20 protein-coding genes are annotated in these 24,220 nt (G+C 71.6%); 7 read left to right on the top strand and 13 right to left on the bottom strand.

Going from position 1 to position 24,220, the window contains the following annotated elements; all coding sequences use genetic code 11:
• Nucleotides 1–121: 121 nt before the first annotated feature.
• The 8 genes from OHB04_RS28635 to cutA all read right to left on the bottom strand — a co-directional run bounded on the left by OHB04_RS28635 (nt 122) and on the right by cutA (nt 11,354).
• On the bottom strand, nt 122–928 hold the full coding sequence (locus tag OHB04_RS28635) for a S1 family peptidase (protein ID WP_326690525.1): 807 nt from the start codon (nt 926–928) through the stop codon (nt 122–124).
• 249 nt (nt 929–1,177) lie between these two features.
• Nucleotides 1,178–2,500 carry an RNA polymerase sigma factor gene (locus tag OHB04_RS28630; RefSeq protein WP_326690524.1) on the bottom strand — a complete coding sequence of 441 codons (1,323 nt, stop codon included), beginning with the start codon at nt 2,498–2,500 and terminating at the stop codon, nt 1,178–1,180.
• 198 nt (nt 2,501–2,698) lie between these two features.
• Nucleotides 2,699–5,551, bottom strand: coding sequence for a DNA primase (gene dnaG / locus OHB04_RS28625; RefSeq protein WP_326808603.1), 2,853 nt, complete (start codon nt 5,549–5,551; stop codon nt 2,699–2,701).
• Nucleotides 5,552–5,762: 211 nt separating this feature from the next.
• A complete protein-coding gene (locus OHB04_RS28620) occupies nt 5,763–7,505 on the bottom strand; it encodes a pyruvate dehydrogenase (protein WP_326690522.1) in 1,743 nt (580 codons plus the stop codon).
• 136 nt (nt 7,506–7,641) lie between these two features.
• The gene (locus tag OHB04_RS28615; RefSeq protein WP_326808602.1) at nt 7,642–8,949 is read right to left on the bottom strand and encodes an NAD(P)/FAD-dependent oxidoreductase; all 1,308 of its coding nucleotides are present in this window, start codon (nt 8,947–8,949) and stop codon (nt 7,642–7,644) included.
• A 243-nt stretch (nt 8,950–9,192) separates the two neighbouring features.
• Nucleotides 9,193–10,530: a deoxyguanosinetriphosphate triphosphohydrolase gene (locus OHB04_RS28610; RefSeq protein ID WP_326690520.1), complete on the bottom strand. Its 1,338-nt coding sequence runs from the start codon at nt 10,528–10,530 to the stop codon at nt 9,193–9,195.
• Nucleotides 10,531–10,656: 126 nt separating this feature from the next.
• The gene (locus tag OHB04_RS28605) at nt 10,657–10,887 is read right to left on the bottom strand and encodes a hypothetical protein (RefSeq protein WP_326808601.1); all 231 of its coding nucleotides are present in this window, start codon (nt 10,885–10,887) and stop codon (nt 10,657–10,659) included.
• 101 nt (nt 10,888–10,988) lie between these two features.
• On the bottom strand, nt 10,989–11,354 hold the full coding sequence (gene cutA, locus OHB04_RS28600; RefSeq protein WP_326690518.1) for a divalent-cation tolerance protein CutA: 366 nt from the start codon (nt 11,352–11,354) through the stop codon (nt 10,989–10,991).
• An 86-nt stretch (nt 11,355–11,440) separates the two neighbouring features.
• Here cutA and OHB04_RS28595 point away from each other — a divergent pair, with 86 nt between their 5' ends.
• On the top strand, nt 11,441–11,836 hold the full coding sequence (locus OHB04_RS28595) for a VOC family protein (protein ID WP_326690517.1): 396 nt from the start codon (nt 11,441–11,443) through the stop codon (nt 11,834–11,836).
• Nucleotides 11,837–12,070: 234 nt separating this feature from the next.
• Entirely contained in the window at nt 12,071–13,084 is a 1,014-nt protein-coding gene (rarD, locus tag OHB04_RS28590) for an EamA family transporter RarD (protein ID WP_326808600.1), read from the top strand.
• Nucleotides 13,085–13,168: 84 nt separating this feature from the next.
• On the opposite strand, the gene OHB04_RS28585 is transcribed toward rarD, so the two are convergent.
• From OHB04_RS28585 to OHB04_RS28570, 4 genes are all read right to left on the bottom strand, one after another.
• The gene (locus OHB04_RS28585) at nt 13,169–13,951 is read right to left on the bottom strand and encodes an SDR family NAD(P)-dependent oxidoreductase (RefSeq protein WP_326690515.1); all 783 of its coding nucleotides are present in this window, start codon (nt 13,949–13,951) and stop codon (nt 13,169–13,171) included.
• A 165-nt stretch (nt 13,952–14,116) separates the two neighbouring features.
• Entirely contained in the window at nt 14,117–15,559 is a 1,443-nt protein-coding gene (locus tag OHB04_RS28580; RefSeq protein WP_326692952.1) for an MFS transporter, read from the bottom strand.
• Nucleotides 15,560–15,802: 243 nt separating this feature from the next.
• Nucleotides 15,803–17,032 carry an IS701 family transposase gene (locus OHB04_RS28575; RefSeq protein ID WP_326808599.1) on the bottom strand — a complete coding sequence of 410 codons (1,230 nt, stop codon included), beginning with the start codon at nt 17,030–17,032 and terminating at the stop codon, nt 15,803–15,805.
• Between the two features lie 478 nt (nt 17,033–17,510).
• A complete protein-coding gene (locus OHB04_RS28570) occupies nt 17,511–18,155 on the bottom strand; it encodes a ScbR family autoregulator-binding transcription factor (RefSeq protein WP_326692951.1) in 645 nt (214 codons plus the stop codon).
• A 244-nt stretch (nt 18,156–18,399) separates the two neighbouring features.
• Here OHB04_RS28570 and OHB04_RS28565 point away from each other — a divergent pair, with 244 nt between their 5' ends.
• The 5 genes from OHB04_RS28565 (at nt 18,400) to OHB04_RS28545 (ending at nt 22,936) form a co-directional block, all read left to right on the top strand.
• Nucleotides 18,400–19,305, top strand: coding sequence for a LysR substrate-binding domain-containing protein (locus OHB04_RS28565; protein ID WP_326690513.1), 906 nt, complete (start codon nt 18,400–18,402; stop codon nt 19,303–19,305).
• Between the two features lie 146 nt (nt 19,306–19,451).
• Nucleotides 19,452–20,258, top strand: coding sequence for an SDR family NAD(P)-dependent oxidoreductase (locus tag OHB04_RS28560; RefSeq protein ID WP_326690512.1), 807 nt, complete (start codon nt 19,452–19,454; stop codon nt 20,256–20,258).
• A 566-nt stretch (nt 20,259–20,824) separates the two neighbouring features.
• Nucleotides 20,825–21,415 carry an RNA polymerase sigma factor gene (locus tag OHB04_RS28555; RefSeq protein ID WP_326690511.1) on the top strand — a complete coding sequence of 197 codons (591 nt, stop codon included), beginning with the start codon at nt 20,825–20,827 and terminating at the stop codon, nt 21,413–21,415.
• Nucleotides 21,412–22,233, top strand: a complete 822-nt coding sequence (locus OHB04_RS28550) for an Ada metal-binding domain-containing protein (protein WP_326690510.1) — start codon at nt 21,412–21,414, stop codon at nt 22,231–22,233. Before OHB04_RS28555 ends, OHB04_RS28550 begins: the two co-directional genes overlap by 4 nt.
• 28 nt (nt 22,234–22,261) lie before the next feature.
• The gene (locus OHB04_RS28545) at nt 22,262–22,936 is read left to right on the top strand and encodes a methylated-DNA--[protein]-cysteine S-methyltransferase (RefSeq protein ID WP_326808598.1); all 675 of its coding nucleotides are present in this window, start codon (nt 22,262–22,264) and stop codon (nt 22,934–22,936) included.
• Here the strand turns inward: OHB04_RS28545 and OHB04_RS28540 are convergent.
• The gene (locus tag OHB04_RS28540) at nt 22,903–24,066 is read right to left on the bottom strand and encodes an IS701 family transposase (protein WP_326808597.1); all 1,164 of its coding nucleotides are present in this window, start codon (nt 24,064–24,066) and stop codon (nt 22,903–22,905) included. The genes OHB04_RS28545 and OHB04_RS28540 overlap by 34 nt on opposite strands.
• Between the last annotated feature and the right edge of the window lie 154 nt (nt 24,067–24,220).

The raw sequence follows: 24,220 nt of genomic DNA, 5'->3' as shown, positions 1-24,220 counted from the left end.
TGCCGGCCGGTCACGGTCAGTTCGGCACCTCCCCCGGCCTTCGGCCGGGAGGTGCCCCCATCACTTACGCGGTAGCTGCGCGCCGCCGCGGCGGCCTGCGCGCCGCCGCGGCGGAGAAGGGTCAGCCACCCAGCTGGTCGGCCGCCGCCTTGATGTCGGAGGCGAAGTTGCTGACCTCCGTGTACACGCCGGGCTTGCCCGGCTGCGCGCAGCCTTCGCCCCAGCTCACTATGCCGACCTGGACGAGCTTGCCGGCGTCGTCCTTACGGAACATCGGGCCGCCCGAGTCGCCCTGGCAGGTGTCGACCCCGCCGGTGTCGAGCTTGCCGGCGCACAGCTCCTCATCCTCGACCAGGTTGGGGTAGGCGCTCTTGCAGGCCGCGTCGTCGACGAACGGCACCTGGGCCTTGAGGAGGTAGCGCTGCTGCTCGCCGCCCTCCGCGTCGGCGCCCCAGCCGGCGATGGTGAAATCGCCGCTGTTGAGGGAGGCGTCGGTGGCTATGGGAAGCGTCGGCTGGTCGATGGGCTTCGCCAGCTTGATCAGGGCCCAGTCCTTGCCGGTGCCGTTGTAGCCGGGCGCCTGGAGGACCTCGGTGGAGTTGACCTCGACAGCGGCCGAGTCCTCCAGGTCGACGACGCCCGCGGTGGCGGTGATGCTGGTGTCCTTGCCGCTGCCGTCGACGCAGTGCGCCGCGGTCAGCACGATGTCCTGGGTCAGCAGCGATCCGCCGCAGCCCATGGACAGCCGGACCATGAACGGGAACTCGCCCTGTTCGGCCGGGGTGCCGCCGACGACCTGCGAACCGGGCTTGCTGCCGGACCCGTCGGTCGGCATCGCCGAGGCGACCGAGGGGCTGAGACTGAAGGCGGCGAGCGCTACGGCACCGACGGCGGTAGTTCTCTTGAGGTACTTGACCGTGTTCTTCAACGGGCTTCCTCTCGTGGGGGGTTGACACACATGCCGGGACCCACGCCGAGCGACAAGGGACGGCGTACGAACACCCGTAGGAAGTCCGGTCGCAGGGGGGTGGATCCACGAAATGCTGTCGTGATTATGGAGAGGAAGCGAACGGTGCGACAAGGGCGCCTCACGCTCCCCACGCACACCGCGCACCCGGCGCACACAGGGCCGCCGTGGCGAACTGCCCTCGCCACGGCGGCGCCTGGGCGCTCGGGGTCAGTCCAGGTAGCCCCGCAGCTGGTCGGCGAACGCGTGGTCGCGCAGCTTGTTGAGGGTCTTGGACTCGATCTGGCGTATCCGCTCGCGTGTGACGCCGAAGAGGCGGCCGATCTCCTCAAGGGTGCGCGGCCGGCCGTCGATGAGCCCGTAGCGCAGCTGGACGACCTTGCGCTCGCGCTCCCCCAGTGTGGAGAGCACGGCCTCCAGGTGTTCGCGCAGCAGCAGGAACGCCGCCGACTCGACCGGTGAGGGCGCGTCACCGTCCTCGATGAGGTCACCGAGGTTGACGTCGTCCTCCTCGCCGACCGGGGCGTGCAGCGAGACCGGTTCCTGGGCCAGCCGCAGCACCTCGCTGACCCGCTCCTCCGTCAGGTCGAGGTGGGTGGCGACCTCTTCGGCCGAGGGCTCGTAGCCGCGCTCTTGAAGCATCCTGCGCTGCACCCGCACCACGCGGTTGATCAGCTCGACCACGTGCACCGGCACCCGGATGGTGCGCGCCTGGTCGGCCAGGGCGCGGGACATGGCCTGCCGGATCCACCACGTCGCGTAGGTGGAGAACTTGTAGCCGCGCGCGTAGTCGAACTTCTCCACCGCGCGGATCAGCCCGAGGTTGCCCTCCTGCACCAGGTCGAGCATGGTCAGGCCCCGGCCCACATAGCGCTTGGCCACCGAGACGACGAGCCGCAGATTCGCCTCTATGAGGCGGCGCTTGGCCATCCGGCCCCGCACCACGAGCTGGTCGAGGTCCAGCGCGAGCCGGCCCTCCAGCCGGGGCGCGTGGGTGAGCTTCTCCTCGGCGAACAGCCCCGCTTCCACGCGGCGGGCCAGCTCGACCTCCTCGGCCGCCGTCAGCAGCGGGATGCGTCCGATCTCGCGCAGATACTGCCGGAACAGGTCGGCCGAGGGGCCGCTGCCGGGCAGTTCCTGCGGCTGCGGGCGCTGGACCTCCCACTCGGCGTCGGACGGGGCCGGCCGCTCGGGAACGGCTTCGGCGGGGGCCGCGGGCGGTGCGGGTGTCCCGGGCGTGAGCGGCTCGGGCGCGGACGGCACGGCCAGGGGCTGCCCGGAGTGCGCCGGGGGCGCGGACGGCACGGCGTGCGGGGTCACGGCCGGGGCTGTCGGGGCGGCGGGGGCCGCCGTTGTCAGGGTCTGGGTCTGCACGGGGGCGACCTCCAGTGTGATCGCTGCCGGTTCGGGGGCGACGTGCGAGACGGGGACGGCTGCGGCCGGGCCGCGCTCCATCCCGTACGTAATCTGCGGATCCGCGGGGGACTCCGGCCCCTCCTGGCCAGCACCGCCCCGCTCCGAGGACTCAGGCACCGCCCACCAGTGTGGAGTACGACACACTCCCGCCACGAGGGTCGTGCGGGCAGTTTTTACGCCGAACGTGACTAAGCGCGTACGACCCATTACGAACCTGGGTGGCAGCGGATACAGGAGTGACGCCGGGGACAGCAGTGCCGCGTCAGGGCCCTGCCGGGGCTCGCACCGGGGCTCCTCGCGCCGCGACCCGGCGCGTCAGAGCGCTGCCGCGCCGCGCTCGCGCAGCGCGATGCCGTACTGCTGGAGCGTCCAGATCTGCCGGCGTACGGCGGCCGACTGCTCGACGTCCTGGCGGGCCTCCAGGCGGCGGGCCGCGCCCTCCAGGTCGGAGATGCGGGCGTTGACGGCGGCGCGGCGCACGGCGACCAACTGCTCGCCCGCGTACGCCTCGTCGGGGTCGCGGTTGCGGGCGCTGCGCAGCGGCTCGACGGCCAGCTCCGTCACCAGGGAGCGCACCCCGTCGTCCGGCGCCGCCTCGCGCACCCGGGCGATGTAGCCGCTGTCGCCGGCGCCCGACTCGGCGCCGCCCGCGGCCTCGACGGCCTGGCGCACGACGGCGTAAGGCGGGGCCGTGAACTCGTCGGCGCCGTAGGCGTCGAAGGCGGGCGAGACCAGCTCGGGGCGCTGGAGCGCCAGCTTGAGCAGCTCGCGCTCGACTCGGTGCGCGGGGCTGCGCAGGTTCAGGTCGGGTCCGCGCGGCGGCGGGGGCGCCTGGGCCGCCGGGTGCTCAGCCGTGCGCGGCCCGCGCTCTCCCCGCGCGGGGGCGTGGCCGCGCTCACGCGCCCACCGGGCGAGCTGTCCGACGCGGCGCACCACGAACTGCTCGTCCACGATGCCCAGCAGCCCGGCCAGCTCGACGGCGCTCTCGTGCTGGACGCCGCCGTCCTTGATCTGGGCGATGACGGGGGCCGCCTCCTCCAGCGCCTCCGAACGGCCGCCCGCCGTATCGAGGTTGTGCCGGTCCACGATCGAGCGCATCGCGAACCGGAAGAGCGGCGCGCGGCTCTCGACGACCTTGCCCACGGCGTCGTCGCCCTGTGCCAGGCGCAGGTCGCAGGGGTCCATTCCGCCGGGGGTGATGGCGATGGAGGTGCGCGCGGCGAACTTCTGGTCGTCCTCGAAGGCGCGCAGCGCGGCCTTCTGCCCGGCCGCGTCCCCGTCGAAGGTGAAGACGACCTCCGACTGGCTGTTGTCCATCAGCACCCGGCGCAGGATCTTCACGTGCTCGCCGCCGAAGGCGGTGCCGCAGGTGGCGATGGCGGTGGGGACCCCCGCGAGGTGACAGGCCATGACATCGGTGTAGCCCTCGACCACGACCGCGCGGTTGGCCTTGGCGATCTCGCGTTTGGCCAGGTCGATGCCGTACAGCACCTGGGACTTGCGGTAGATGGGCGTCTCGGGGGTGTTCAGATACTTCGGCCCCTGGTCGTCCTCGCGCAGCTTGCGGGCACCGAAGCCGACCACATCGCCGGTGATGTCGCGGATGGGCCACATCAGCCTGCCGCGGAAGCGGTCGATCGGGCGGCCGTTGCGCGCCTCCTGGGCCAGGCCCGAGAGCGTCAGCTCCTTGTCGCTGAAGCCCTGCCCGCGCAGATACCGCACCAGGTGGTCCCAGCCGGCCGGCGCGTAGCCGACGCCGAAGTGCAGCGCCGCCGCCTGGTCGAAGCCCCGCTCCGCCAGGAAGCGCCGCCCGACCTCGGCCTCGGGCCCGTCGAGCTGCTCGGTGTAGAAGCGCGCGGCGACCTTGTGCGCCTCCACCAGACGGGTGCGCTCGCCCTGCTGGGAGGCGCGGCCGTACCCGCCCTCCTCGTAGCGCAAGGTGATCCCGGCGCGGGCCGCGAGCCGCTCGACGGACTCGGAGAACGACAGGTGGTCGACCTTCATCACGAAGTCGAGAGTGTCCCCGCCTTCCTGGCAGCCGAAGCAGTTACCCGTGAGGATGTTGTCCTCCAGCACGAAGGCCGCGCCCTGCTCGACTGTGGCGCAGAAGACCTCCTCCACACGGTCCGTCTCCTCGACGGACTTCACCACCCAGCCACGGCGGGCGAAGCTCTTTTTCGCGTCGGCGAACCGCTTCCGGTGACCGGAATGGAGGAAGAATTCCTCTGTCAGGTCCTCGTTGATGAAGTGAACGCGAAACAGAGAACTGGGCTCCCGCCCGGGAAAGCCCTCGCGGACCTGCTCTGTGATGCCGTAGGTGCCGATCCCTAGCCGTGTGCACACCGCGCGGACGAACTCCAGCGTCTCCCGTTCCGCGCAGTTGAGCATGACCGTCCCGTCCTTGGAGACGTGACCGTCAGCGGCGACGTAGCCCGCGAGCCAGCCGTAGAGATACGAGACCGACTCGTCGAGAGGCGGGAGCGACTTGAAGAACCTCGGCAGGTGATGGATCACGATCTGGCGCTCGCTGTGCGCCTGCTCGCTGTTGGGAAAGTACTTCAGCAGCTCGGCGTCCTTGACGGGGTCGAGCTGCGCCACGGAGCCCGTGCCGTTCACGGTGCCGTCACCGTAGGTGATCCCGTGCGCGATACCGAAGGGGGACGGTGTGGTGCGCTGGACGCGGGAGCCGGGGAAGACGTAGCTGAGCCGGTGCTGCGGCTTGAGTTCGGACGTCACGTACTCGCGTACGTTGTAGCGGCTCTTGCCCGACCAGACGAACCACCGGTGCTCCGGTGTCGCATGGATCACCTTGGTCTGGTGGTTCCGTCCGAGCGTGATCTTCATCAGCGGCTGCACGCCGAAGGAGCGGAAGGGCGCCTCGTACCAGTTCCCGCTGCGCGTCAGGATGCGGTGTGTGCTTCCCGCGAGCTCCCGGATCGGCTTGACGCCCTCCCAGGTCAGCACCCTCGTCTCCCCTGCCAAGCAGTGGTAGAAGCCCTTGCTGGGGCTGACGTGGAAGGAGGGGGACTTCTCGTCGTGGAAGGGGCACAGGCCCTTGAGGTTGCCGCCGCCGGCGTTGCGCAGCTGGAGATACTCGGACACGACGGAGTCGATCGGGACCGCGTCCCTTACCGCCTTCACGTCCTCGTCATTGATCCTGCCAGCCACGATGGAAGTCTACGGCGCCGCGGTGACACTCCCGCCCGGGAGCCCCCGCCCGGTCTCCGTCCCGGAGAGGGCGGCCCGAAGGGGCGCGGGGCTGTGTCATATGCGGCTCCGCCGCGTGGGCGCGAGCAACCACAGCGCACCCGCACCCGCACCCGCACCCGCACCCGCACCCGACGACACACAGACAGGGGCACCCTGGGTCAGGGAACACCTACGGCCGCGGAACGTTCCGGAGGTTCGAGCGGGCCATCTGCACCATCCGTCCCACGCCGCCCGCCAGGACGGTCTTCCCGGCCGACAGGGCGAACCCGCTCACCTGCTCGCGGGTGATCTTCGGCGGGAGGGAGAGCGAGTGGGGATCCGTCACCACGTCGATGAGCGCGGGCCCCTTGTGCGCCAGCACCTCCCGCAGGGCACCGCGCAGGTGCTTGGGCTTCTCGACGCGCACCGCGTGCGCCCCGGCCGCCCGGGCCAGGGCCGCGAAGTCCGGGTTGCGGTTGTTCGTCCCGTAAGCGGGCATGCCGTCGACCATCATCTCCAGCTCGACCATGCCGAGCGAGGAGTTGTTGAACAGGACGACCTTGACCGGCAGGTCGTACTGCACGAGCGTGAGGAAGTCGCCCATCAGCATGGCGAAGCCGCCGTCGCCCGACATGGAGATGACCTGCCGGTCCCGGTCGATGAACTGCGCGCCGATGGCCTGGGGCATCGCGTTGGCCATGGAGCCGTGGCTGAAGGAGCCGATCACCCGGCGGCGCCCGTTGGGCGTCAGGTAGCGGGCCGCCCACACGTTGCACATGCCGGTGTCGACGGTGAAGACGGCGTCGTCGGCCGCTTCCTCGTCCAGGAGGGAGGCGACGTACTCGGGGTGGATGGGCGTGTGCTTCTCGACCTTGCGGGTGTACGCGCTGACGACACCCTCCAGCGCGTCGGCATGCTTCTTGAGCATCCGGTCGAGGAACTTGCGGCTGGTCTTGGCCTGCACCCTCGGGGTCAGGCAGCGCAGCGTCTCGCGGACGTCGCCCCAGACCGCCAGGTCGAGCTGGGTGCGGCGGCCGAGGTGCTCGGGGCGCACATCGACCTGGACGATCTTGCAGTTCTTGGGCAGGAACGCGTTGTACGGGAAGTCCGTGCCCAGCAGGATCAGCAGGTCGCACTCATGGGTGGCCTCGTAGGCGGCGCCGTAGCCGAGCAGCCCGCTCATGCCCACGTCGTACGGGTTGTCGTACTGGATCCATTCCTTGCCGCGCAGCGCGTGGCCCACCGGGGACTTGAGCCGCTCGGCGAACTCCATGACCTCCTCGTGCGCGCCCGCCGTGCCCGCGCCGCAGAAGAGCGTGACCTTCTCCGACTCGTCGATCATCCGCACCAGCGCGTCGACCTCCGCGTCCCCGGGGCGGACCCGGGGGCGGGAGGCGACCAGCGCGTGCTCCTCGGGGCTGTCGGGCGCGGGCTGTGAGGCCAGGTCGCCGGGGAGGGCGACCACGCTGACGCCCTGGAGGCCGACCGCGTGCTGGATGGCCGTCTGGAGCACCCGGGGCATCTGCTGCTCGCTGGAGATCAGCTCGCTGTAGTGGCTGCACTCGGTGAACAGCCGGTCCGGGTGGGTCTCCTGGAAGAAGCTGGTGCCGATCTCGCCGCTGGGGATGTGCGAGGCCAGCGCCAGCACCGACGCCATGGAGCGGTGTGCGTCGAACAGCCCGTTGATCAGGTGCAAATTGCCGGGGCCGCAGGAGCCGGCGCAGGCGGCGAGCTTTCCGGTGAGCTGGGCCTCGGCGCCGGCGGCGAAGGCCGCGGCCTCCTCGTGCCGGACCTGGACCCAGTCGATGGCCGAGTTGCGCCGGATGGCGTCGACGATGGGGTTCAGGCTGTCGCCCACCACCCCGTACATGCGCTCGACTCCGGAGCGCACCAGTGTGTCGACGAACTGCTCGGCAACCGTCTGCTTCGCCATTGCTCACTCGTCCTTAGCTCGCCGCGTGCGTCAGCTCGCCGCATACGTCGCAGACATCGCGGCACTCTGAGGCAATTTATCCCGTTTGCCCCGTGCGGGCATCACCGCACAGGCATCGCACGGGACCGGCGGCCACTCATGCTGTTCCAGCTGCACCCGGAGCGTCCGCCGCTCCCGCACCGTCCGGGGTGCCCAGTGACGCGAGCGGCACACCCGGGTCGGCCAGCGCGTGGGGATCGACCCTGGCGCCGGAGCGGATCAGGTCCTGGATGGGGCCCGTCACATCCCAGATGTTGGCGTTCAGCCCGGCCAGCACCCGGTTGTCCCGGAGCCAGAAGGCGACGAACTCGCGCTTGCCCACATCGCCCCTGCACACCACCTGGTCGTAGGAGCCGGGCGGCGCGTGGCCCGAGTACTCCATGCCCAGGTCGTACTGGTCGGAGAAGAAGTACGGCACCCGGTCGTAGGACACGTCCTGGTCCAGCATCGAGCGGGCGGCGGCCGGTCCTCCGTTGAGCGCGTTGGCCCAGTGCTCCACGCGCAGCCGCTCCCCCAGCAGCGGGTGCTGTACGGCGGCGGCGTCCCCGGCCGCGTAGATGTCCGGGTCGGAGGTGCGCAGCGCGGCGTCCACGGCGATGCCCCCGCCGGGCCCCGGCGCCAGCTCCAGCCCCGCGGCCTCGGCCAGCGCGGTGCGGGGGGCCGCGCCGATGGCGGCGAGCACGTCGTGGGCGGGGTGCTCGTCGCCGTCGTCCGTGCGCACGTGGTGGACGAGCCCGCCCTCCCCGACGATCTCGGTCAGCCGCGCCCCGAAGTGGAAGCGGACGCCGTGCTCGCGGTGCAGGTCGGCGAAGAGCGCGCCCAGCTCGGGCCCCAGAACGGTGTGGAGCGGCGCGGGCTCGGGCTCGACGACGGTGACCTCGGCGCCGTACGAGCGCGCCGCCGCCGCCACCTCCAGGCCGATCCAGCCGGCCCCCGCGATCACCAGGTGGCCGTTCTCCTGGCCGAGCGCCGAGAGCACCCCGCGCAGCCGGTCGGCGTGCGCGAGGCGGCGCAGGTGGTGGACCCCGGCCAGGTCCGTGCCGGGCACCTCCAGCCGGCGCGGCTCGGCGCCGGTGGCCAACAGCAGCTTGTCGTAGTGGACGCGGGTGCCGTCGCCCAGGCGGACCGACTTGTTCTCGCGGTCGAGCTGCACGGCCGGCTGCCCCAGGTGCAGCTCGATGTCGGCGCCCGCGTACCAGGCGGGCTCGTGCACGAAGACGCTGTCGCGTTCGTCCGAACCGGTGAGATAGCCCTTGGAGAGCGGGGGGCGCTCATAGGGATGGTCGCGCTCGTCGCCGATCAGGATGACGCGGCCGGTGAAGCCCTCCGCGCGCAGGGTCTCGGCGGCTTTCGCCCCCGCCAGTCCCCCTCCGACGATGACGAACGTACGGTGTGCGTCGACCACTTGAAGCCTCCTCGATGACGCTGCCCCCTGTGGGCCGTGCTTTCGTGCGGTTCCCCCCGTCGTCCACAGGTGAGCGTCCCGCATCGGTGCGGGCGCGGGAAGAGGGAGGGGAAGAAGGGACGTGCGCGCGCCGCGGCGGGTTCCGCGACGCGTCCCCGGCGCGGCGCGGCACCGCCGCACACGCCGCGGCCGGGCGTTTCTGGCTGCGGGCCCGCCCGTGCGGCGGCCTCGCGGGCGCGGTGCTCACGGCGTCGTCAGCGCCCTGTGCAAGGAGCGGGCCGAGACGTCGGTCAGCGACGAGATCTGGTCGACGACCACGCGCAGCCGGGCCGCCGCCCCCTCCCGCTCGCTCCCGGCGCCCGGCTCCGCCTCGGCGTACAAGGCCGCGTACTGCGGGTCGAGCCCTTCGGGCGCCCGCGCGAGCAGAGCCTCGGCCAGCTCCGCGATGACCACCCGCTGCTCGGCCCGCAGCCGCTCCAGATCGGGCCGCTGCATGACGTAGCGGTCGGCCACCGCCTTGAGGACGGCGCACTCCAGCCGGGCGTCCTCGGGCACGATCAGCTCCGCCGCGTAGCGTGTCAGCCGCCCGGCGCCGTACGCGGCGCGCGTCGCGGCCTCGGCGGCCAGGCAGAAGCGGCCGATGAGCTGGCTGGAGGCGTCCTTGAGCCGGGCCTGGGCCAGCGCCGAGCCGTCGTGGAAGTGCGGCCACCAGTCCTGGGCCAGCAGCCGGTCGAGCGCGGCGGACAGCTCGCCCTCGCTCGCGCCGGGCGCGTAGCGCGCGGCGGCCACGGCGAACACGTCCCTCCGCTCGGGCGGGGAGAGCAGCAGCCCGGGGTCGAGGTGGCCGGCGCGTATGCCGTCCTCGACGTCGTGCACGGAGTAGGCCACATCGTCGGACCAGTCCATGACCTGCGCCTCGAAGCAGCGACGTCCCTCGGGGGCGCCGGCGCGCAGCCAGTGGAAGACGGGCAGGTCCTCCTCGTAGACCCCGAACTTCGGGGAGTCCGGGTCGCCGGGACGCTCGCCGCGCCGCCAGGGGTACTTCGTGGCGGCGTCCAGCGCGGCCCGCGTCAGGTTGAGCCCGACGTGGGCCTGGGCGCCGGGCTCGGACGAGAAGCGCTTGGGCTCCAGCCGGGTCAGCAGCCGCAGCGACTGCGCGTTCCCCTCGAAGCCGCCGGCCGGAGCGGCGATGTCGCTGAGCGCGGCCTCCCCGTTGTGCCCGAACGGCGGGTGCCCCAGATCGTGCGCGAGGCAGGCCGTCTCGACCAGGTCCGGGTCGCAGCCCAGGGCAGCGCCCAGCTCGCGGCCGACCTGGGCGCATTCGAGGGAATGGGTCAGCCGGGTGCGCGGGGTGGCATCCCAGGCGGGGCTGCTGGAGCCGGGCGCGACGACCTGCGTCTTGCCCGCGAGGCGGCGCAGCGCCGCCGAGTGCAGCACGCGGGCGCGATCGCGCTGAAAGGCCGTACGACCAGGGCGCTTGTCCGGCTCGGGCACCCAGCGCTCGCTGTCGGAGGGCGCGTAGCAGGGGCCGGGCGGGCCGTCCGCGGCGTCCGGTGCGGGTGTGCCGTACGTGCGGTGCATACGCCGACGGTAACCGGAGGGAGCGCGCGGAGTGACGTCGCGGCTCTTTCCAGGTGTGCTTTCCGGGGGGCTCCGGGAGGCTTCCGGGGGGCTTCCGGAGTGCGGCCCGGCAGGGTCCGGGGGGCGTCAGCCCGGGGGGACGGTGGGCGGCGGCGGGCCCGTTCGGGGCGGGCGGACGGTGCTGAGCTGGTCGCTGAGCTGCGCGGCGAAGCGGGTGATGAGCTGCCCGGTGGTGAGGGGGAGGGCCGCGGGGCCCGGCGGGGTCGCGGGTGGCGCCGTGCGGTCGCGGGCGGGGTCCTGGGGGACGGGGCCGGGGCTCGGGAGCGGGAGGGCGGGCTGTGCGGTCGAGACCGTCATGCACCGAGTGTGCGGGCTGCCGGTTGCCGCTCCGTTGCGCGGGAGTGACGGCCGTGGGCCCACGGGCCCGGCAGCGGGGGCCCGGGAGACCCCGGCCCCGCTCAGACCGTCTCCGTCTCCGACTCCCCGCCTGCCGCCGTCGCCGCCCCCGGATCCGTCTCCGCCTCCACCCACGCCAGGTAGTCCGCGCTGCCGTGCGTGACGGGGGTGGCTATGATCTCGGGCACGTCGTAGTCGTGTGCCTCGCGCAGATACGACTCCAGCGCGGCGTAGCGTGCCGCGCTCGTCTTCAGCAGCACCTGCCACTCCGGATCGGTCTGGATCGCGCCCTCCCAGCGGTACACCGACGTGACGGGCCCGTTGAGCTGCGCACAGGCCGCCAGGCGGCGTTCGACGGCGCCCGAGGCCAGCGCACGGGCCCGCTCCTCGGAACCGGTGGTCGTCAAGACGGTCACAATCTCGGCCATGGATCCACCGTATCCGTGCCCGGCGCCGGTGCGGCACGTCCGATTCGTTCAAGACCACGGCGGCGGACGCGGCCTAACGTGCGGGTATGACACCTCGATTCGACCTCATCGGCATGGTCACCTCGGACATGGCCGCGACCCTCACCTTCTACCGGCGTCTGGGCCTGGACATCCCCGCCGGGTCCGACGACCAGCCCCACGTCGAGGCCACCACGCCCGGCGGCGTGCGGATCGCCTGGGACACCGAGGAGACCGTGCGCTCCTTCGCGCCCGACTGGACGCCCCCGCCGCGCGGCGCGGGGCGGATCGGGCTGGCCTTCCTGTGCGACTCCCCCGCCGAGGTCGACAAGGTCTACGGCGAGCTGACCGAGGCCGGGTACGAGGGCCACATGTCGCCCTGGAACGCGGACTGGGGGCAGCGCTACGCCGTCGTCCTGGACCCGGACGGCAACGGCATCGACCTGTTCGCGCCCACCTCCTGAGCCCGGCCCGGCGGATGGCGGAGGGCGCACGATCGAGGGCGCACGGCGGAGGGCGCACGGCGGAGGGCGCGTGGGGATGGCGGAGGGCCATCGCCCGCATCGGATGACTGCGATTCACAGGAGTCACCGGAGTCGGCGCGGCGGACCAGACTTTCCTTGAACGACCGGTCGCGCCGGACCTTGACTGCCAGGGCCCCAGCCCGGGGTTTCGCCCTCTCGTCAAAGGTCACGCACATGCCGGTCGACACCAGCGCCCCCGCCATCACCAATGCCCCCGCCCCCGCCCCCGCCTCCGCCACCGCCAGGGACAGGAACGGAAGATCCGGCCCGCCGCGTGCACCCGCCACCGGCCTGGCCTTCGGCGTCACGACCTACGTGCTGTGGGGTCTCTTCCCCCTCTACTGGCCTCTTCTGGAGCCGGCGAGCTCACTGGAGATCCTCGCGCACCGTATGACGTGGTCGCTGCCGGTGTTGCTGCTCGTCCTCGTGCTGCGACGGGATCGCGGCCGGCTCCGGCGGATCGTCGCGATGGGGCGGCGGGCCTGGCTGCTGACACTCAGCGGGCTGGTGATCGCCGTCAATTGGGGCATCTACATCTGGGCCACCACCCACGGACATGTCCTGGAAGCCTCGCTCGGCTACTTCATCAACCCCATCATGACCGTGCTGCTCGGCGTAACGGTGCTGCGCGAACGCCTGCGACCGCATCAATGGGCTGCTCTGGGGCTGGGGTTCGCCGCGATCGTGGTGATCGCGGCGGGCGCCGGGACGCCACCTTGGGTGCCGCTGCTGCTGGGTGCCACCTCGGCGCTGTACGGGCTGCTCCGCAAGTTCGCCGCCGCGCCGGCCACCGAAGCGCTGGTCGTCGAATCGGCGACGACGTTCGTACCGGCCGTTGTCTACCTGGCCTTCGCCGAGACGGCGGGCCGCGCGGTCTTCGGCCACACCGGAGTGGCGCACGGACTGCTGCTGGCCAGTGCCGGTCTCGCGACCGTGCTGCCGCTGATGTCCTTCGGCGCCGCGACCACCCGCCTCCCCCTGTCCGTGCTGGGCTTCCTCCAGTACATCAACCCGGCGATGCAGTTCCTGATCGGCCTGTTCGTGCTGCACGAGTCGGTCTCCGGCGCGCGCTGGGCCGGTTTCTCCCTCATCTGGGGCGCCCTGCTGCTGTTCTGCGTGGGCGGGCTGTGGCACCGCCCGGCCCGGATCCACGTGCGGGACGGCGGAGTCGGGGCCACTCACCGGTAGCGGACATAGCAGCAGGCCGGGCTGCCGCACTGGGGCGGCAGCCCGGCCTGCTGCGGGGCCGGGGTCGGGGTCCGGCTCGGGCCCTCAGATCTGGCGCAGTGCTCCGCCGTCGACGGCCCATTCCGAGCCGGTGACCTGCGCTGCGAGGGGCGAGAGCAGATAGGCGATGACCCTGGCGACGTCGTCGGGGGCGCCGATCCGGCCGGTGGGCAGCTTGCGCTCTTCCCGTACGAAGCGCTCGACGGCCTCCTCGGCGGGAAGCGAGAACCGCTCGGCGAGCTGGTCGGCGAAGCCGCCGGGCGCGTCGAACAGGGCGGTGCGGGTGGGACCGGGCGAGACGATGTTGGAGCGGATGCCACGGGGGCCGAACTCGACGGTCAGGGACTTGGAGAGGGAGAGCAGCGCGGTCTTGGCGGCGGCGTAGTCGACGAGCGGGGCGTCCGGGAAGCGGGCCGCCTCGCTTGCCACATGGACGAGGCTGCCCGCACCGGTGGCGAGGAGGGCGGGCAGGGCCGCTCGGGTCATCCGGACGTGTGCGTGGAAGTTGAGGTCGAAGCCGTCCCGCCACTGCGCGTCGGTCACCTCGAGGAAGCCGCTGCGCGAGGTGAGTCCGCCGGCGTTGTTGACCAGGCCGTCGAGGCGGCCATGGCGCTCGACGACGGTGTCGACGACGCGCTGTGCGCTGTCGGGGTCGGTGGCATCCGCGAAGAGCGCGCTCACACCGGGGCCGAGGTCGAGGCTGTCGATGTGGCGGGCGGTGCCGATGACGTGTGCGCCTTCGGCGGCCAGTACGCGGGCGGTGGCTTCGCCGATACCGGCCGAGACGCCGGTGACGAGGTAGACCTTGCTGGTGAGCTGGAGATCCATCGGTGCTCCTCCTTGTGCGGAGAGGACGGGGGCTTGTGTGCGGAGAGGACGGGGGCGGGGCTGGGCAGAACGGCGCGGGGCGGCGCGATACGGCACGAGGCGGCGGCGCATCCGTCGCGGGAAAGGGACGGATGCGCCGCCGGGCCGGGTACCGGGCAGGGCCGGTCAGTTGGTGGCTGTCGTCTTCTTGCCGTGCAGGAAGACCGCCGCGAGGACGACCCCGAGCAGCACGATCGCCGCGTTGACCAGTACGGCGAGGCCGACTCCGTCGAGGACGGCTGCCGGCCCGCTGTGGCCGGCCATGTGGCCGGTGGCGATGGCGCTCATGATGGGCGTGCCCATCGTGATGCCGATCTGCTGGGTCATGGTGGCCAAACCGGTGGCCATGCCCTGCTCGTGGTCGGGCAGGCCGGAGGTCGCCGTGACCATGAACCCGACGATGACCAGCATGTTGCCGATGCCGCCGACGAAGGTGCCGAGGAGGAGCAGCCACAGCCACGCACGGTCGTCGCCGAGGGTGAACAGGGCCGCGGTGGCGACGGTCTGGATCACACCACCGGTGATCAGCGTGGCCTTTGTGCCGATCCTGCCGATGATCCTCGCGGCCACCGACCCGCCGACGACGGTGCCGACGCCCAGCACTCCGAAGGACAGACCGGCTGTCAGCGGCGAGAAGTCCAGGACCTCCTGGAGATAGAGCGTCATCAAGAAGACCAGCGAGGTCTCGGTGACGAACGCGATCAGCCCCGCGATGTTGCCCCAGGCGACCGTGCGGCGCTTGAGGACGCTGACCGGGACGAGCGGGGAGGCGGACCGCTTCTCGACCGCGTAGAACGCGACGAGCAGTGCGGCGCCCACGAGGAGGGGGACCAGCGCGGTGGCCGATCCCCAGCCGTGCTCACCGGCCTGGGTGAGGCCGAAGACGAGGGCCAGCAGACCGATGGTGACGGTGATGGCACCGGGCATGTCCAGCTTGGGACGGTCGGTGGGGCGCGATTCCTTGATCACACTCGGCGCGATGATCAGGATCACCAGGGCGACGGGCACGTTGATGAAGAACGACCAGCGCCAGGAGAGCAGATCCGTCAGGACGCCGCCGAGGATCGCGCCGGTGGTGAAGCCGGCCGACATCAGGGCGCCGTTCAGACCCAACGCCTTGGCGCGCAGCGGGCCTTCGGGGAAGGAGGTGGTCAGCAGGGACAGACCGGCCGGGGTGACGGCCGCGGTGGCCAGACCCTGCGCGACACGGGCGGCGATCAGCATCTCGGGGGAGGTCGCCAGGCCTCCGACCAGGGAGGAGACCCCGAGCAGACCGAGTCCCAGCAGGAACAGCCGACGCCGGCCGAACAGGTCGGCGACCCGCCCGAAGAACAAGGTGAAACCGGCCGCGCAGAGCGCGAACGAGGTCGCGATCCACTGGAGATTCGCCAGCGAGAACCCGAGCCCCTGCCCGATCACCGGCAGCGCCACGTTCAGGATGGAAAAGTCCACCGCCAGCATGAACTGCGCCACCAGCAGCACCACCAGCACAAGGCGCATCCGCCCGGTCATCTGTGTGGGTGCCGAGGGCTGTGGTTCGGCCGGGGGCTTTGCCTCAACGGTCTTCATGTCATCTATGACCGACATGGCCATGGTTCCTCTCGTCGTGCTCTTGCTTGATGGTTTGTACGGGAAAAGCGGGGTTCGACCGGGCGGCACACCGGAAGAGAGATTACGTAGATACCGCTCTGTTTCCTCTTGTGAGAGAGCGGCCCGAGACGACCTCGGCGACTTGCGCAAGGTGTGTTCCGCGCGGGCGCACGGCCGGGAGAACCTCAGCCGCGCACCGCGAACAGCGCCGAAAGGGCCTGCTCAGGCGCTGCGTTGGGCGGGCACGGCGGCCAGTCGCTCCGCGAGCGCGGTCGGCCGGGCCAGCCGGCTGTAGGCGTAGGCGGCCGAGACGAGCGTCATGTGGTGGTGCCAGCCGGGGAAGGAGCGGCCCTCGAAGTCGCGCAGGCCGAAGTCGACCTCCAGGGAGCGCCGCACCGCACGGGTGCCGGTATGCAGCCGGGTGAGGGCGAGCAGTTCGTCCATGCGGCGGTGGGGCATGTTGGTGATCCAGACCTGGGACGGCCGACAGCCGCTCACAGGCCGTTCGGCGAACAGCCGGTAGGTGTGGTGCGGTTCGCCGGAACCGGAACCGGAACCGGGGCGGGCGCCGGGCAGCCGGGCCAGGCCGGACACGATCCAGGTCGGCCGCGGCTGTCCGTCGGGACCTGTCACGACGGCGGTGTGCGGGTGCCGGGTCCGGTTCGAGCTCAGGAAGTCACGGACGCTGAGTGCCGTGGCGGGCTCCGGGCTGTGGCGGGCGGCAAGATGGCTGCCGGCGATCACACTCATGGCGTCCCGCACGGCGATGACGAAGTCCCGTCCCTGTCGCTCCAGTCCGGCGATCAGCGGGCCGACGTCGGGCAGTTCGCTCATGTCCGCCACCACCGGAGCGGGGTCGAGCGATGTGCGCGAGGCCATGGCGGTGACCATGTCGAGGGCGTCGGCCCACAGCGGACGGTGGCCGGCCGACTCGGGGACGCGGGTGCGCCTTCGCAGCGCGGGGTCGTCGCACCACGGGCCGGGAAGGAAGAGCCGCCAGTCGACGGGGGTGTGCACGCCGGGCCCGGAGAGGAACAGCCCGACGCCGAGCTGGCAGTTGAGGGTGCGTCCGGCGCCGGGGACGAAGCGGTGGTGCACGCCCACCGAGTGTTCGCCCCGCTTGGGCAGGACGGCGGGTGCGATGGTCCAGGCGTGGACCGGGTGCCGCGCTTCGGCCCAGCGCGTCAGTTCACGGCGGACCGGCTCCCAGTCCCACGGGCTGGCGTTGACGAACTGCTGCAACGACTGGCAGGCGGTCGGCGAAGCGGAGACGGCGGCGGCCAGTCGGCGCACCGACTTCTTGCCCGGCGTCGTCAGCAGCGCCCGCAGGTAGGTCTCGGCCCATCCGCGCTGGTCGGCTCGCGGCAGATGCCCGAAGAGCCCTTCAGCGAAGGAGGAGACCGGCTGGATGCCGGTGAGAGCCGGTCCGTGAGTGGTGCTGTGCACAGGCATCGTGCGTTCCCTCCGTGGTGTGGCCCCTGGGCAGGTGGTGACAACAACGAAAGAATAGCGAACGTTCTCTTTTTTTTGGAGACAGGCTCCGGCTTCTGTCTGCGACTTCGGGAAGTCGGGCGGGCGGACGGCTGGAGCGCGCTCCCGATGCACGGCGTTCTCACCGACCCGGGGAGGTGGGCGTCGGCAGAGCCTCAGCGCCGTTCAGCCCGGGAGGAGGTGACGCCGAAGCTGCGGGCGGCGGGGCACCATGTCCACCCGCTCACTCTGGCCGGGTTGGCCGACCGGGCATCCGAAGCCGCGCCGGGCGTGGACATATACACGCATGTCAGTGACATCGTCCGCGTTGTCGAGGAGAACGACCTACGGGATGTGGTGCTGGTCGGGCACAGCGGGGGGGGGAGCGTTCCCGTCACCGGCGCCGCTGACCGGATCCCGGCCGGCGCCCCCGCCGGGCCCTGCCGGTTCGCGCCGGGTGTCACGCGTCGTCGTCAGGGCTCTCGCCGGCAGGCCGGGGCAGCGGCTCCGGGTCACCCTTGCCGCGCCGCAGATCCAGGTCGATGCGCTCCACCGTCTCCGGTACGGCGACACCGGGGAGCAGGAAGGACCACATTCGCACGGTGCGCCGCGGCAGGTCGGACCGGCCGCTGACCAGCTGGGAGTAGAGCTGCGTGCCGGTGCACGCGCTCACGACGAATTCCGCGAGCTCGGACGGCTCGACGTCCTCGCGCAATTCCCCGTCCGCGAGCGCCTCGTCGAGGCACTCCTCCATGATCCGCTTCCAGTCGTGGAAGGAGGTGGCGTCCTGGACGCCGAAGGCACCCTGCTCCACGGCGAGGCGAACACCGGCCCGCAGCATCGGATCCACTTGAAGCTGCCAGGACCAGACCAGGGTGATGTCCACCAGCCGTTGCAGGCCCTTCGATCCGAGGTACGGCAGGACGGTCTCGGACTGGGAGTCCATCACCGCACGGGCCAGCTCGTCCTTCGACTTGAAGTGGAAGTACATCGCACCCGTGGTCGCCCCGGCGCGCTTCACGATCTCGGTGATGCTCGCACCGGCGAAACCGCTCTCGTCCAGGACTTCCGCCGCGGCGCGCAAGATCGCCTCCCGGGTCCGCATCGCTCGCTCCTGCGTCACTCGTGCCACGCTGCCTCCTCAAAAAACAGAACGCTCTATATATTACGGGCCACGGGACGAGGTCCGGAGTTGCCGAAGCAGAGTGCTCGTTCTGTGGTCTGCGTCACAGATGTGGCGCACCTGAGCAACTGCGGGACGGGTGGCGAGCCATGCGGTTTCTACGGTGCTGCTCCCGCGCGGAAAAGGGGGTGGCCCCGGTCCGTGCTTCCGTCCCGAAGGAAGACAGATGCATCACGATCTGCACGTAACCCGCCTGCGTTCGCTGCTCACCATCGTGGATCTGGGGGGCTTCCGGAGAGCCGCGGTGGCGCTGTGTCTGACCCAGTCCGCCATCAGCCAGCAGATCCGTCAGCTCAACCTGCTGATCGGTACCCCCGTGTTCACGTCCACGGGGAGCAACTTGCAACTGAGCGAAGCCGGTGCGGAGCTTCTCGGCTACGCCCGCAGGATCGTGGCGCTCAACGACGAGACGGTCTCCCGGTTCGTCACCCCGCGCGGCCGGCGGCAGCTGACGCTGGGCGTCGCCGACCAGCTTGCCGACGCGCTGCCCGGCATGCTGCGGCTCCTCGCGCGCAGGGCCCCGGATGCCCGGATCAGCGTGCGGACGGGTCAGAGTGACAGTCTCCGGGAGCAGTTGTCCGCGGGAGTGCTGCGGTCGGCGCTGCTGCTCGGCTCCGAACAGCCGGGGCGTGGCCATGAGACCCACGAGCTGGGACGGCTGCCGCTGAGATGGTTCGGGCGGCCGTCCCACAGGCCGGACGACGCGCTGCCGCTGGTGCTGTTCGCCGAGCCGTGCGCGCTGCGCGGGCAGCTCACCAGGTCGCTGAGCCAGAAGGCACGCCCGTGGCGGGTGGGTTACGAGGGGTCTGATCTCGTCGGGGTCCGGGCAGCGGTGCGGGCCGGTCTCGGTTACGGCTGTCTGATCGCCCATGCGGGCGCCCTGTGGGATCTGGAGCCCGCCACGCATCCCGCGCTTCCCGCGCCGCCACGGCCCGTGCCGGTGACGCTGGCGATGACACCGGGGCTGTCGGCCGGTGTGCGCCGGGGGCTGACGACGGCCGCGCGGGACGCGCTGGGCGACTACCCCCTGGCGGCAGGACCCGCGGTGGAGCCGCTGCTGGCGGCGACCTGAGAGAGGCGGTCCGAGGGAGGGGGTCCGAGGCGCGTGCAACTCCTGTGCGGCACGTGGTGTTTCCCCTGTGAGAGCGGAACGCAGTCGCTCTCTCCCCGCCTCCCGGCGGGGCGATCACCACGACCTCACCATAGGGATATTCAGCAATGGATCTACAGCTTTCCGGCCGCGTTGCCGTTGTCACCGGCGCCTCGAAGGGCATGGGCCTGGCCATTACCCAGACCCTGTTGCAGGAGGGTGCCCGCGTCGTGGCCGCCTCCCGCAAGACCAGCCCGGGGCTCGACGCCCTCGCGGGGCCGAACCTGGTCCACGTTCCCGTCGACCTGATGGACCCCGAAGCGCCGCAGCAGGTCGTGAACCGGGCCGTCACCGACTTCGGGCAGCTCGACATCCTCGTCAACAACGCGGGCGGCCCGCCGCCCGGGGTCGCCCTGCCGCGCGGCTCCTTCCTGGATGCCTCGGACTCCGACTGGCAGGCGATGTTCGAGTTCAACCTGTTCGCGGTCGTCCGTGCGATCCGTGCGGCGATTCCGCACCTGCTCAAGAGCGACGCGGCGGCCGTCGTCAACATCTCCTCGGGCAACGCGCGTGCTCCGCAGCCGATCAACGTCGACTACGGCGCCGCCAAGGCGGGTCTGAGCAACATCACCAAGCAGCTGTCCATCGAGTTCGGCCCGCAGGGCATCCGGGTCAACGGCGTCGTCCCCGGCGTCACCCGCACCGAGTGGTGGACCGAGGAGGGCGGTGTGGCCGACAAGATCGCGGCGCAGGCCGGTACCGACAAGGACAACGTCATCAACAACGTCGTGCCCGAGATGCTGGGCCTGACCACAGGGCGGTTCGTGGAGCCGCAGGAGATCGCCGACGCGGTGGCCCTGCTCGCCTCGCCGCGCTCGGGCAGCACCAACGGCGCCGAGTTCGTCATCGACTCCGGTCTCCTCAAGGAGCTCTGAGTCCTCTCCCGGGTGGCGGGCCCCTCCGCGGGGCCCGCCTCCGCCGTACCCCGGGAGACCGCCGCACCGGGTCCCCGCCCGCCGCAGCGCCGGAAAACGGGCGTCGCCCTCGTGGCGCTGGTGTCCCTGGCGCCGATGCCGGCCGACGCCGACGCGGGCTTCGTATCCCTGACGTCCCGTCGGAAACAGCTCCGCCACGCGTTGCGGCGAAATACCAGGAACGCGATCAGCGACGCTTATCACGCCGATAAGAAATGCGAAAAAAATTGCCCCGCCCGCACCGCGCTCATATCGTCGAACAGTGACGGGAATTACTGTCCGAATACGACGGGGGCGTCGATGAGGGTAGCCGTATCGGGCCAACTTCCGCTTGCCAGCGAGGAGTTGAGTCCCACTTCAAGCGTTCCGGAGTCGCATCCGAAGGTCGCCTTCCCCGTCCTCGAAGCGCATCACAAGATGCGGGCAGGCGAATACATAAAGGAATCGCGGGAAATCGGCCCGCCGAAAAGAGGACTTCCCATGCCACGCCCTGCGGCAGCCCTTTTCACCGGGACGGTGTTTCCTCAGTGACAGATGACGTGGCCGGGCAGTTGCCCGACCTGTTGGCAACGGACCTGGACGACGGCTTCACCGAACTGGTCCGGGTCCACGCGAGGGCGGTGCACGCGTTCTTGTTCCGGGTGACGGGCTCCACCGCCGAGGCGGACGATCTGGGGCAGGACACGTTCCTGCGTGCCTACACGGCGTTGCAGGGGTATTCCCCCCAGCGACGCCGCGAGCTGCGCCCACGGGCCTGGCTGATGACGATCGCCGCCAACGTCTGGCGCAATCATGTGCGCACCAGCGTGCGGCGGCCGGTGTCGGTCATGCAGGTGGAGGACACGGAGGACAGCTGGTCCGACATGAGGCCGGGCCCCGAGGAGAGCGCGGAGACGGCCGATGACCGAGGACGTCTGGTCGTGGCACTCTCGAAGCTGCCGGAGAACCACCGGATACCGGTCGTCCTGCGGCACGTGGTCGGCATGAGCTACGCGGAGGTGGCACAAGTGCAGGGCTGCCCGGTGGGCACCGCCAAGGCCCAGGTCTCCCGGGGGCTGAGCGGCCTTCGCCGGCTGCTGGCACCGGATGCCGCCGCGTTGAGGGAGGTGGCGATGTGAACCAGGACGACAGGAGAACACAGCCCCGGCCCGAGGAGGTGCAATCGGGCCTGGCCGGGCTGGCGGAGGCGGGTGCGCCGGCCGGCTTCGCGCTGCGCGTCCTCGCGCAGGCGGGCATTTCACCACAGCGGTACGACACCTACGTCCACCTGGAGATCGCCTCGGGTGGCCTGTACACGGCCTTCAGCGAGGAGGCCGTGACCGGCGCGGTGCTGGAGTCGACGGAACTGACGGCCACGGCGTTCGAGGAGCTGCACCGGACCCGGACGGGCCGCTCGGCGATCCCCGCCACCGTGGCGTTCACCGGACTGCGCACGGCCGTGCGCACCGGCCGGACCAGGCAACTGCCCCTCGACATCGGCCATCTGCCCAAGGCCGACAGGGCCGTACTGGAGGCGGTGCGCACCATCCCCGCCGGACAGCTGCGTCCGCTGTCCTGGATCACGAGAGAGGCGTCGCTCGGCGCCCGCCCGGCGGCGGGGTGGGCCGTCGAGATCCTCGCCAGGAACCCCATGGCGTATCTGATCCCCTGTCACCGTGTGACCCATGAGGACGGGGCGCCCTGCGACGCGGGCCACCCACGGGAGGCGGGGGACGCGCTGCGCCAGGCCGAGGGCATCGACAGGGAAACGGTGCGGGAGTGGTCGGGCGGCGCTGCGGTCTTCCTCGGCAGCGACACCACCCACATCTTCTGCCACCCCACCTGCGCGCACGCCCGCCGTATCACCCCGCCCCACCAGGTGCGCTTCCCCACGGCCCGGGCCGCGCACCGGGCCGGCTACCGCGCCTGCAAGAGCTGCCGCCCGGTGTCCGTCTGACGCCCCCGAGACCGAAGGAATGCCCCTCATGCCCCACTCGCACCGCAGGGAACCGGAGAGCGTGGCCTTGACCACGCATCCGACGGAGCTGGGCACCATGGTGCTCGCCGCCACCGACGACGCGCTCGTCTACTGCGGGTTCGACGAGCCGGTGGCGGTACGGCGCCGGCTCACCGGCGCCGGACTGCGCGAGACCCCGGTGTCCCCGCAGGACGGGGCCGAGGCCCAGGTGTCCCCACAAGAAGGGGCCGAGGCCCAGGTGTCCCCACAAGAAGGGGCGCGGCCGTCCGCCACCGTACTGACCCGGGCCCGGACCCAGCTCGACGCCTATCTGGCGGGGACGTCGCGGACGTTCCGCCTGCCGCTGGACCTGCGGCTGGCGACCCCGTTCAGCAGGCAGACGGTATTGGCCCTGGAGGACTTCGTGCCCTACGGGCGGACCGCGACGTACAAGGAGCTCGCCACCGCCATGGCACGGCCGCGAGCGGCCCGGGCGGTGGGCACCGCCCTCGGCGCCAACCCGCTGTGCGTGGTGCTGCCGTGCCACCGCATCGTGGGCAGCACCGGGCGGCTGACCGGCTACGCGGGCGGAGTGCCGGCCAAGCGCTTCCTGCTCGACCTCGAAGCGCGCCCCGAGGCAGCCCCGTGCCCGTCATCCCGGCGAGGTCGTCAGGCGGTTGCCGCGAGCGCGGACCGGCCCTGAAGGCTCCGGTAGGCGCAGGCCGCGGAGACCATGGTCATGTGGTGGTGCCAGCCGGGGTAGGAGCGGCCCTCGAAGTCCAGCAGGCCGAAGTCCTCCTCCAGCGCGGCCACCGCGGCCCGGTCGCCGGCGTGCCGGATGAGCCGGGCGACGGTCTGCGGGCGTGCGTGGGTGAGATTGGTCAGCCACACCCGTGCGGGCCGGACCCGGCCGGGTTGCCACTGCGCCCACATGCGCAGCGCGGCCGGCACCCGCGGCAGGGTGACCAGCACCGGGCAGGGGACAAGCTGCTCCCCGTAAGTCCCGGGCACGGACCGCGGGAGGTGACCGGCCTGCCCCGGTGGGCGGATGCCGTCGCGGGTACGGCGGGCGAGCGTGGCCGCGCCGGTCGCCCGCGGAAGGGCGGTGCGGGGGGAGGTGTGACGCCCCGGCCGGGGCAGCACCTCTTGGTCGGGGCTGATCTCCACCAGGAAGTCCAGTTCCTGGTCGGCCAGACCCGCCACCAGTTGCTCGGACGCGGCGACCACACGCAGGTCGGCCACCACCGGAGCAGGCAGGAGCTGGGCGGAGAGCTGAGCCGTCATTTCCAGCACGTCGGCCCAGACCGGCTGCGGGCGGGCGTGTTCGGGGAGGCGGGCGCGCCGGCGCCGGCCGGCGTCGAGGGCCCAGGGGCCGTCGAGCCGGAGCCGCCAGTCCACGGGCACGCTGCCCGCCTCGGTCGCCAGGAACAGGCCCACCGCGCTCTGGCAGTTGAGCGTGCGGCCCAGCTCCGGGACGAACCGCCGTCGCACGCCGACGGACTGCTCGCCCCGTTTGGGGATGGCCGCCGTGGCCACCGTCCACGCCTCGACGGCCGCCGACTTCTGCGCGTATCGCGCCACCGCGAGCCGCAGCGGCGCCCACTCCCAGGTGCTGGCGCTGATGAACTGCTGTAGGCACTGGGACGCGGTGCTGGAAGCCGAGACGCTCCCGGCCAGGTTCCGCAACGACTTGCGTCCCCGCACGGTGAGCAGCCCGTGCAGATAGGCGCCCGCCCAGCGGCGCTGGTCGCACCTGGGCAACGCGCTGAAGACCTCATCCAGGAACCGGGCCAGATGATCGTCCGTGCCCGGCAGGACGGGGTGAGTGACCATCGGTCCTCCCCGATCGGTGACTGTTGCCGACCCCTGAACAATACCGAGCGTTCGCTATTTTTCTTCGCCGGGGGAAAGCCGTCCGACGACTTTGGAAAGTCCGCGCCATCCCCCACCGCAGGGCCGCCACCCCCCACCGCAGGGCCGCCACCCG

The sequence above is a fragment of the Streptomyces sp. NBC_01775 genome (assembly GCF_035917675.1).
GTDB lineage: Bacteria > Actinomycetota > Actinomycetes > Streptomycetales > Streptomycetaceae > Streptomyces.
This window is presented reverse-complemented; position numbering and strand designations above follow the sequence as displayed.

What these genes read in the sequence shown, in the direction of transcription:
- OHB04_RS28620 (WP_326690522.1), bottom strand. Translation starts at nt 7,505, where the DNA reads ATGGCGAAGCAGACGGTTGCCGAGCAGTTCGTCGACACACTGGTGCGC.
- OHB04_RS28610 (WP_326690520.1), bottom strand. Translation starts at nt 10,530, where the DNA reads ATGCACCGCACGTACGGCACACCCGCACCGGACGCCGCGGACGGCCCG.
- OHB04_RS28605 (WP_326808601.1), bottom strand. Translation starts at nt 10,887, where the DNA reads ATGACGGTCTCGACCGCACAGCCCGCCCTCCCGCTCCCGAGCCCCGGC.
- cutA (WP_326690518.1), bottom strand. Translation starts at nt 11,354, where the DNA reads ATGGCCGAGATTGTGACCGTCTTGACGACCACCGGTTCCGAGGAGCGG.
- OHB04_RS28595 (WP_326690517.1), top strand. Translation starts at nt 11,441, where the DNA reads ATGACACCTCGATTCGACCTCATCGGCATGGTCACCTCGGACATGGCC.
- rarD (WP_326808600.1), top strand. Translation starts at nt 12,071, where the DNA reads ATGCCGGTCGACACCAGCGCCCCCGCCATCACCAATGCCCCCGCCCCC.
- OHB04_RS28585 (WP_326690515.1), bottom strand. Translation starts at nt 13,951, where the DNA reads ATGGATCTCCAGCTCACCAGCAAGGTCTACCTCGTCACCGGCGTCTCG.
- OHB04_RS28580 (WP_326692952.1), bottom strand. Translation starts at nt 15,559, where the DNA reads ATGAAGACCGTTGAGGCAAAGCCCCCGGCCGAACCACAGCCCTCGGCA.
- OHB04_RS28575 (WP_326808599.1), bottom strand. Translation starts at nt 17,032, where the DNA reads ATGCCTGTGCACAGCACCACTCACGGACCGGCTCTCACCGGCATCCAG.
- OHB04_RS28570 (WP_326692951.1), bottom strand. Translation starts at nt 18,155, where the DNA reads ATGCGGACCCGGGAGGCGATCTTGCGCGCCGCGGCGGAAGTCCTGGAC.
- OHB04_RS28565 (WP_326690513.1), top strand. Translation starts at nt 18,400, where the DNA reads ATGCATCACGATCTGCACGTAACCCGCCTGCGTTCGCTGCTCACCATC.
- OHB04_RS28560 (WP_326690512.1), top strand. Translation starts at nt 19,452, where the DNA reads ATGGATCTACAGCTTTCCGGCCGCGTTGCCGTTGTCACCGGCGCCTCG.
- OHB04_RS28545 (WP_326808598.1), top strand. Translation starts at nt 22,262, where the DNA reads ATGCCCCACTCGCACCGCAGGGAACCGGAGAGCGTGGCCTTGACCACG.
- OHB04_RS28540 (WP_326808597.1), bottom strand. Translation starts at nt 24,066, where the DNA reads ATGGTCACTCACCCCGTCCTGCCGGGCACGGACGATCATCTGGCCCGG.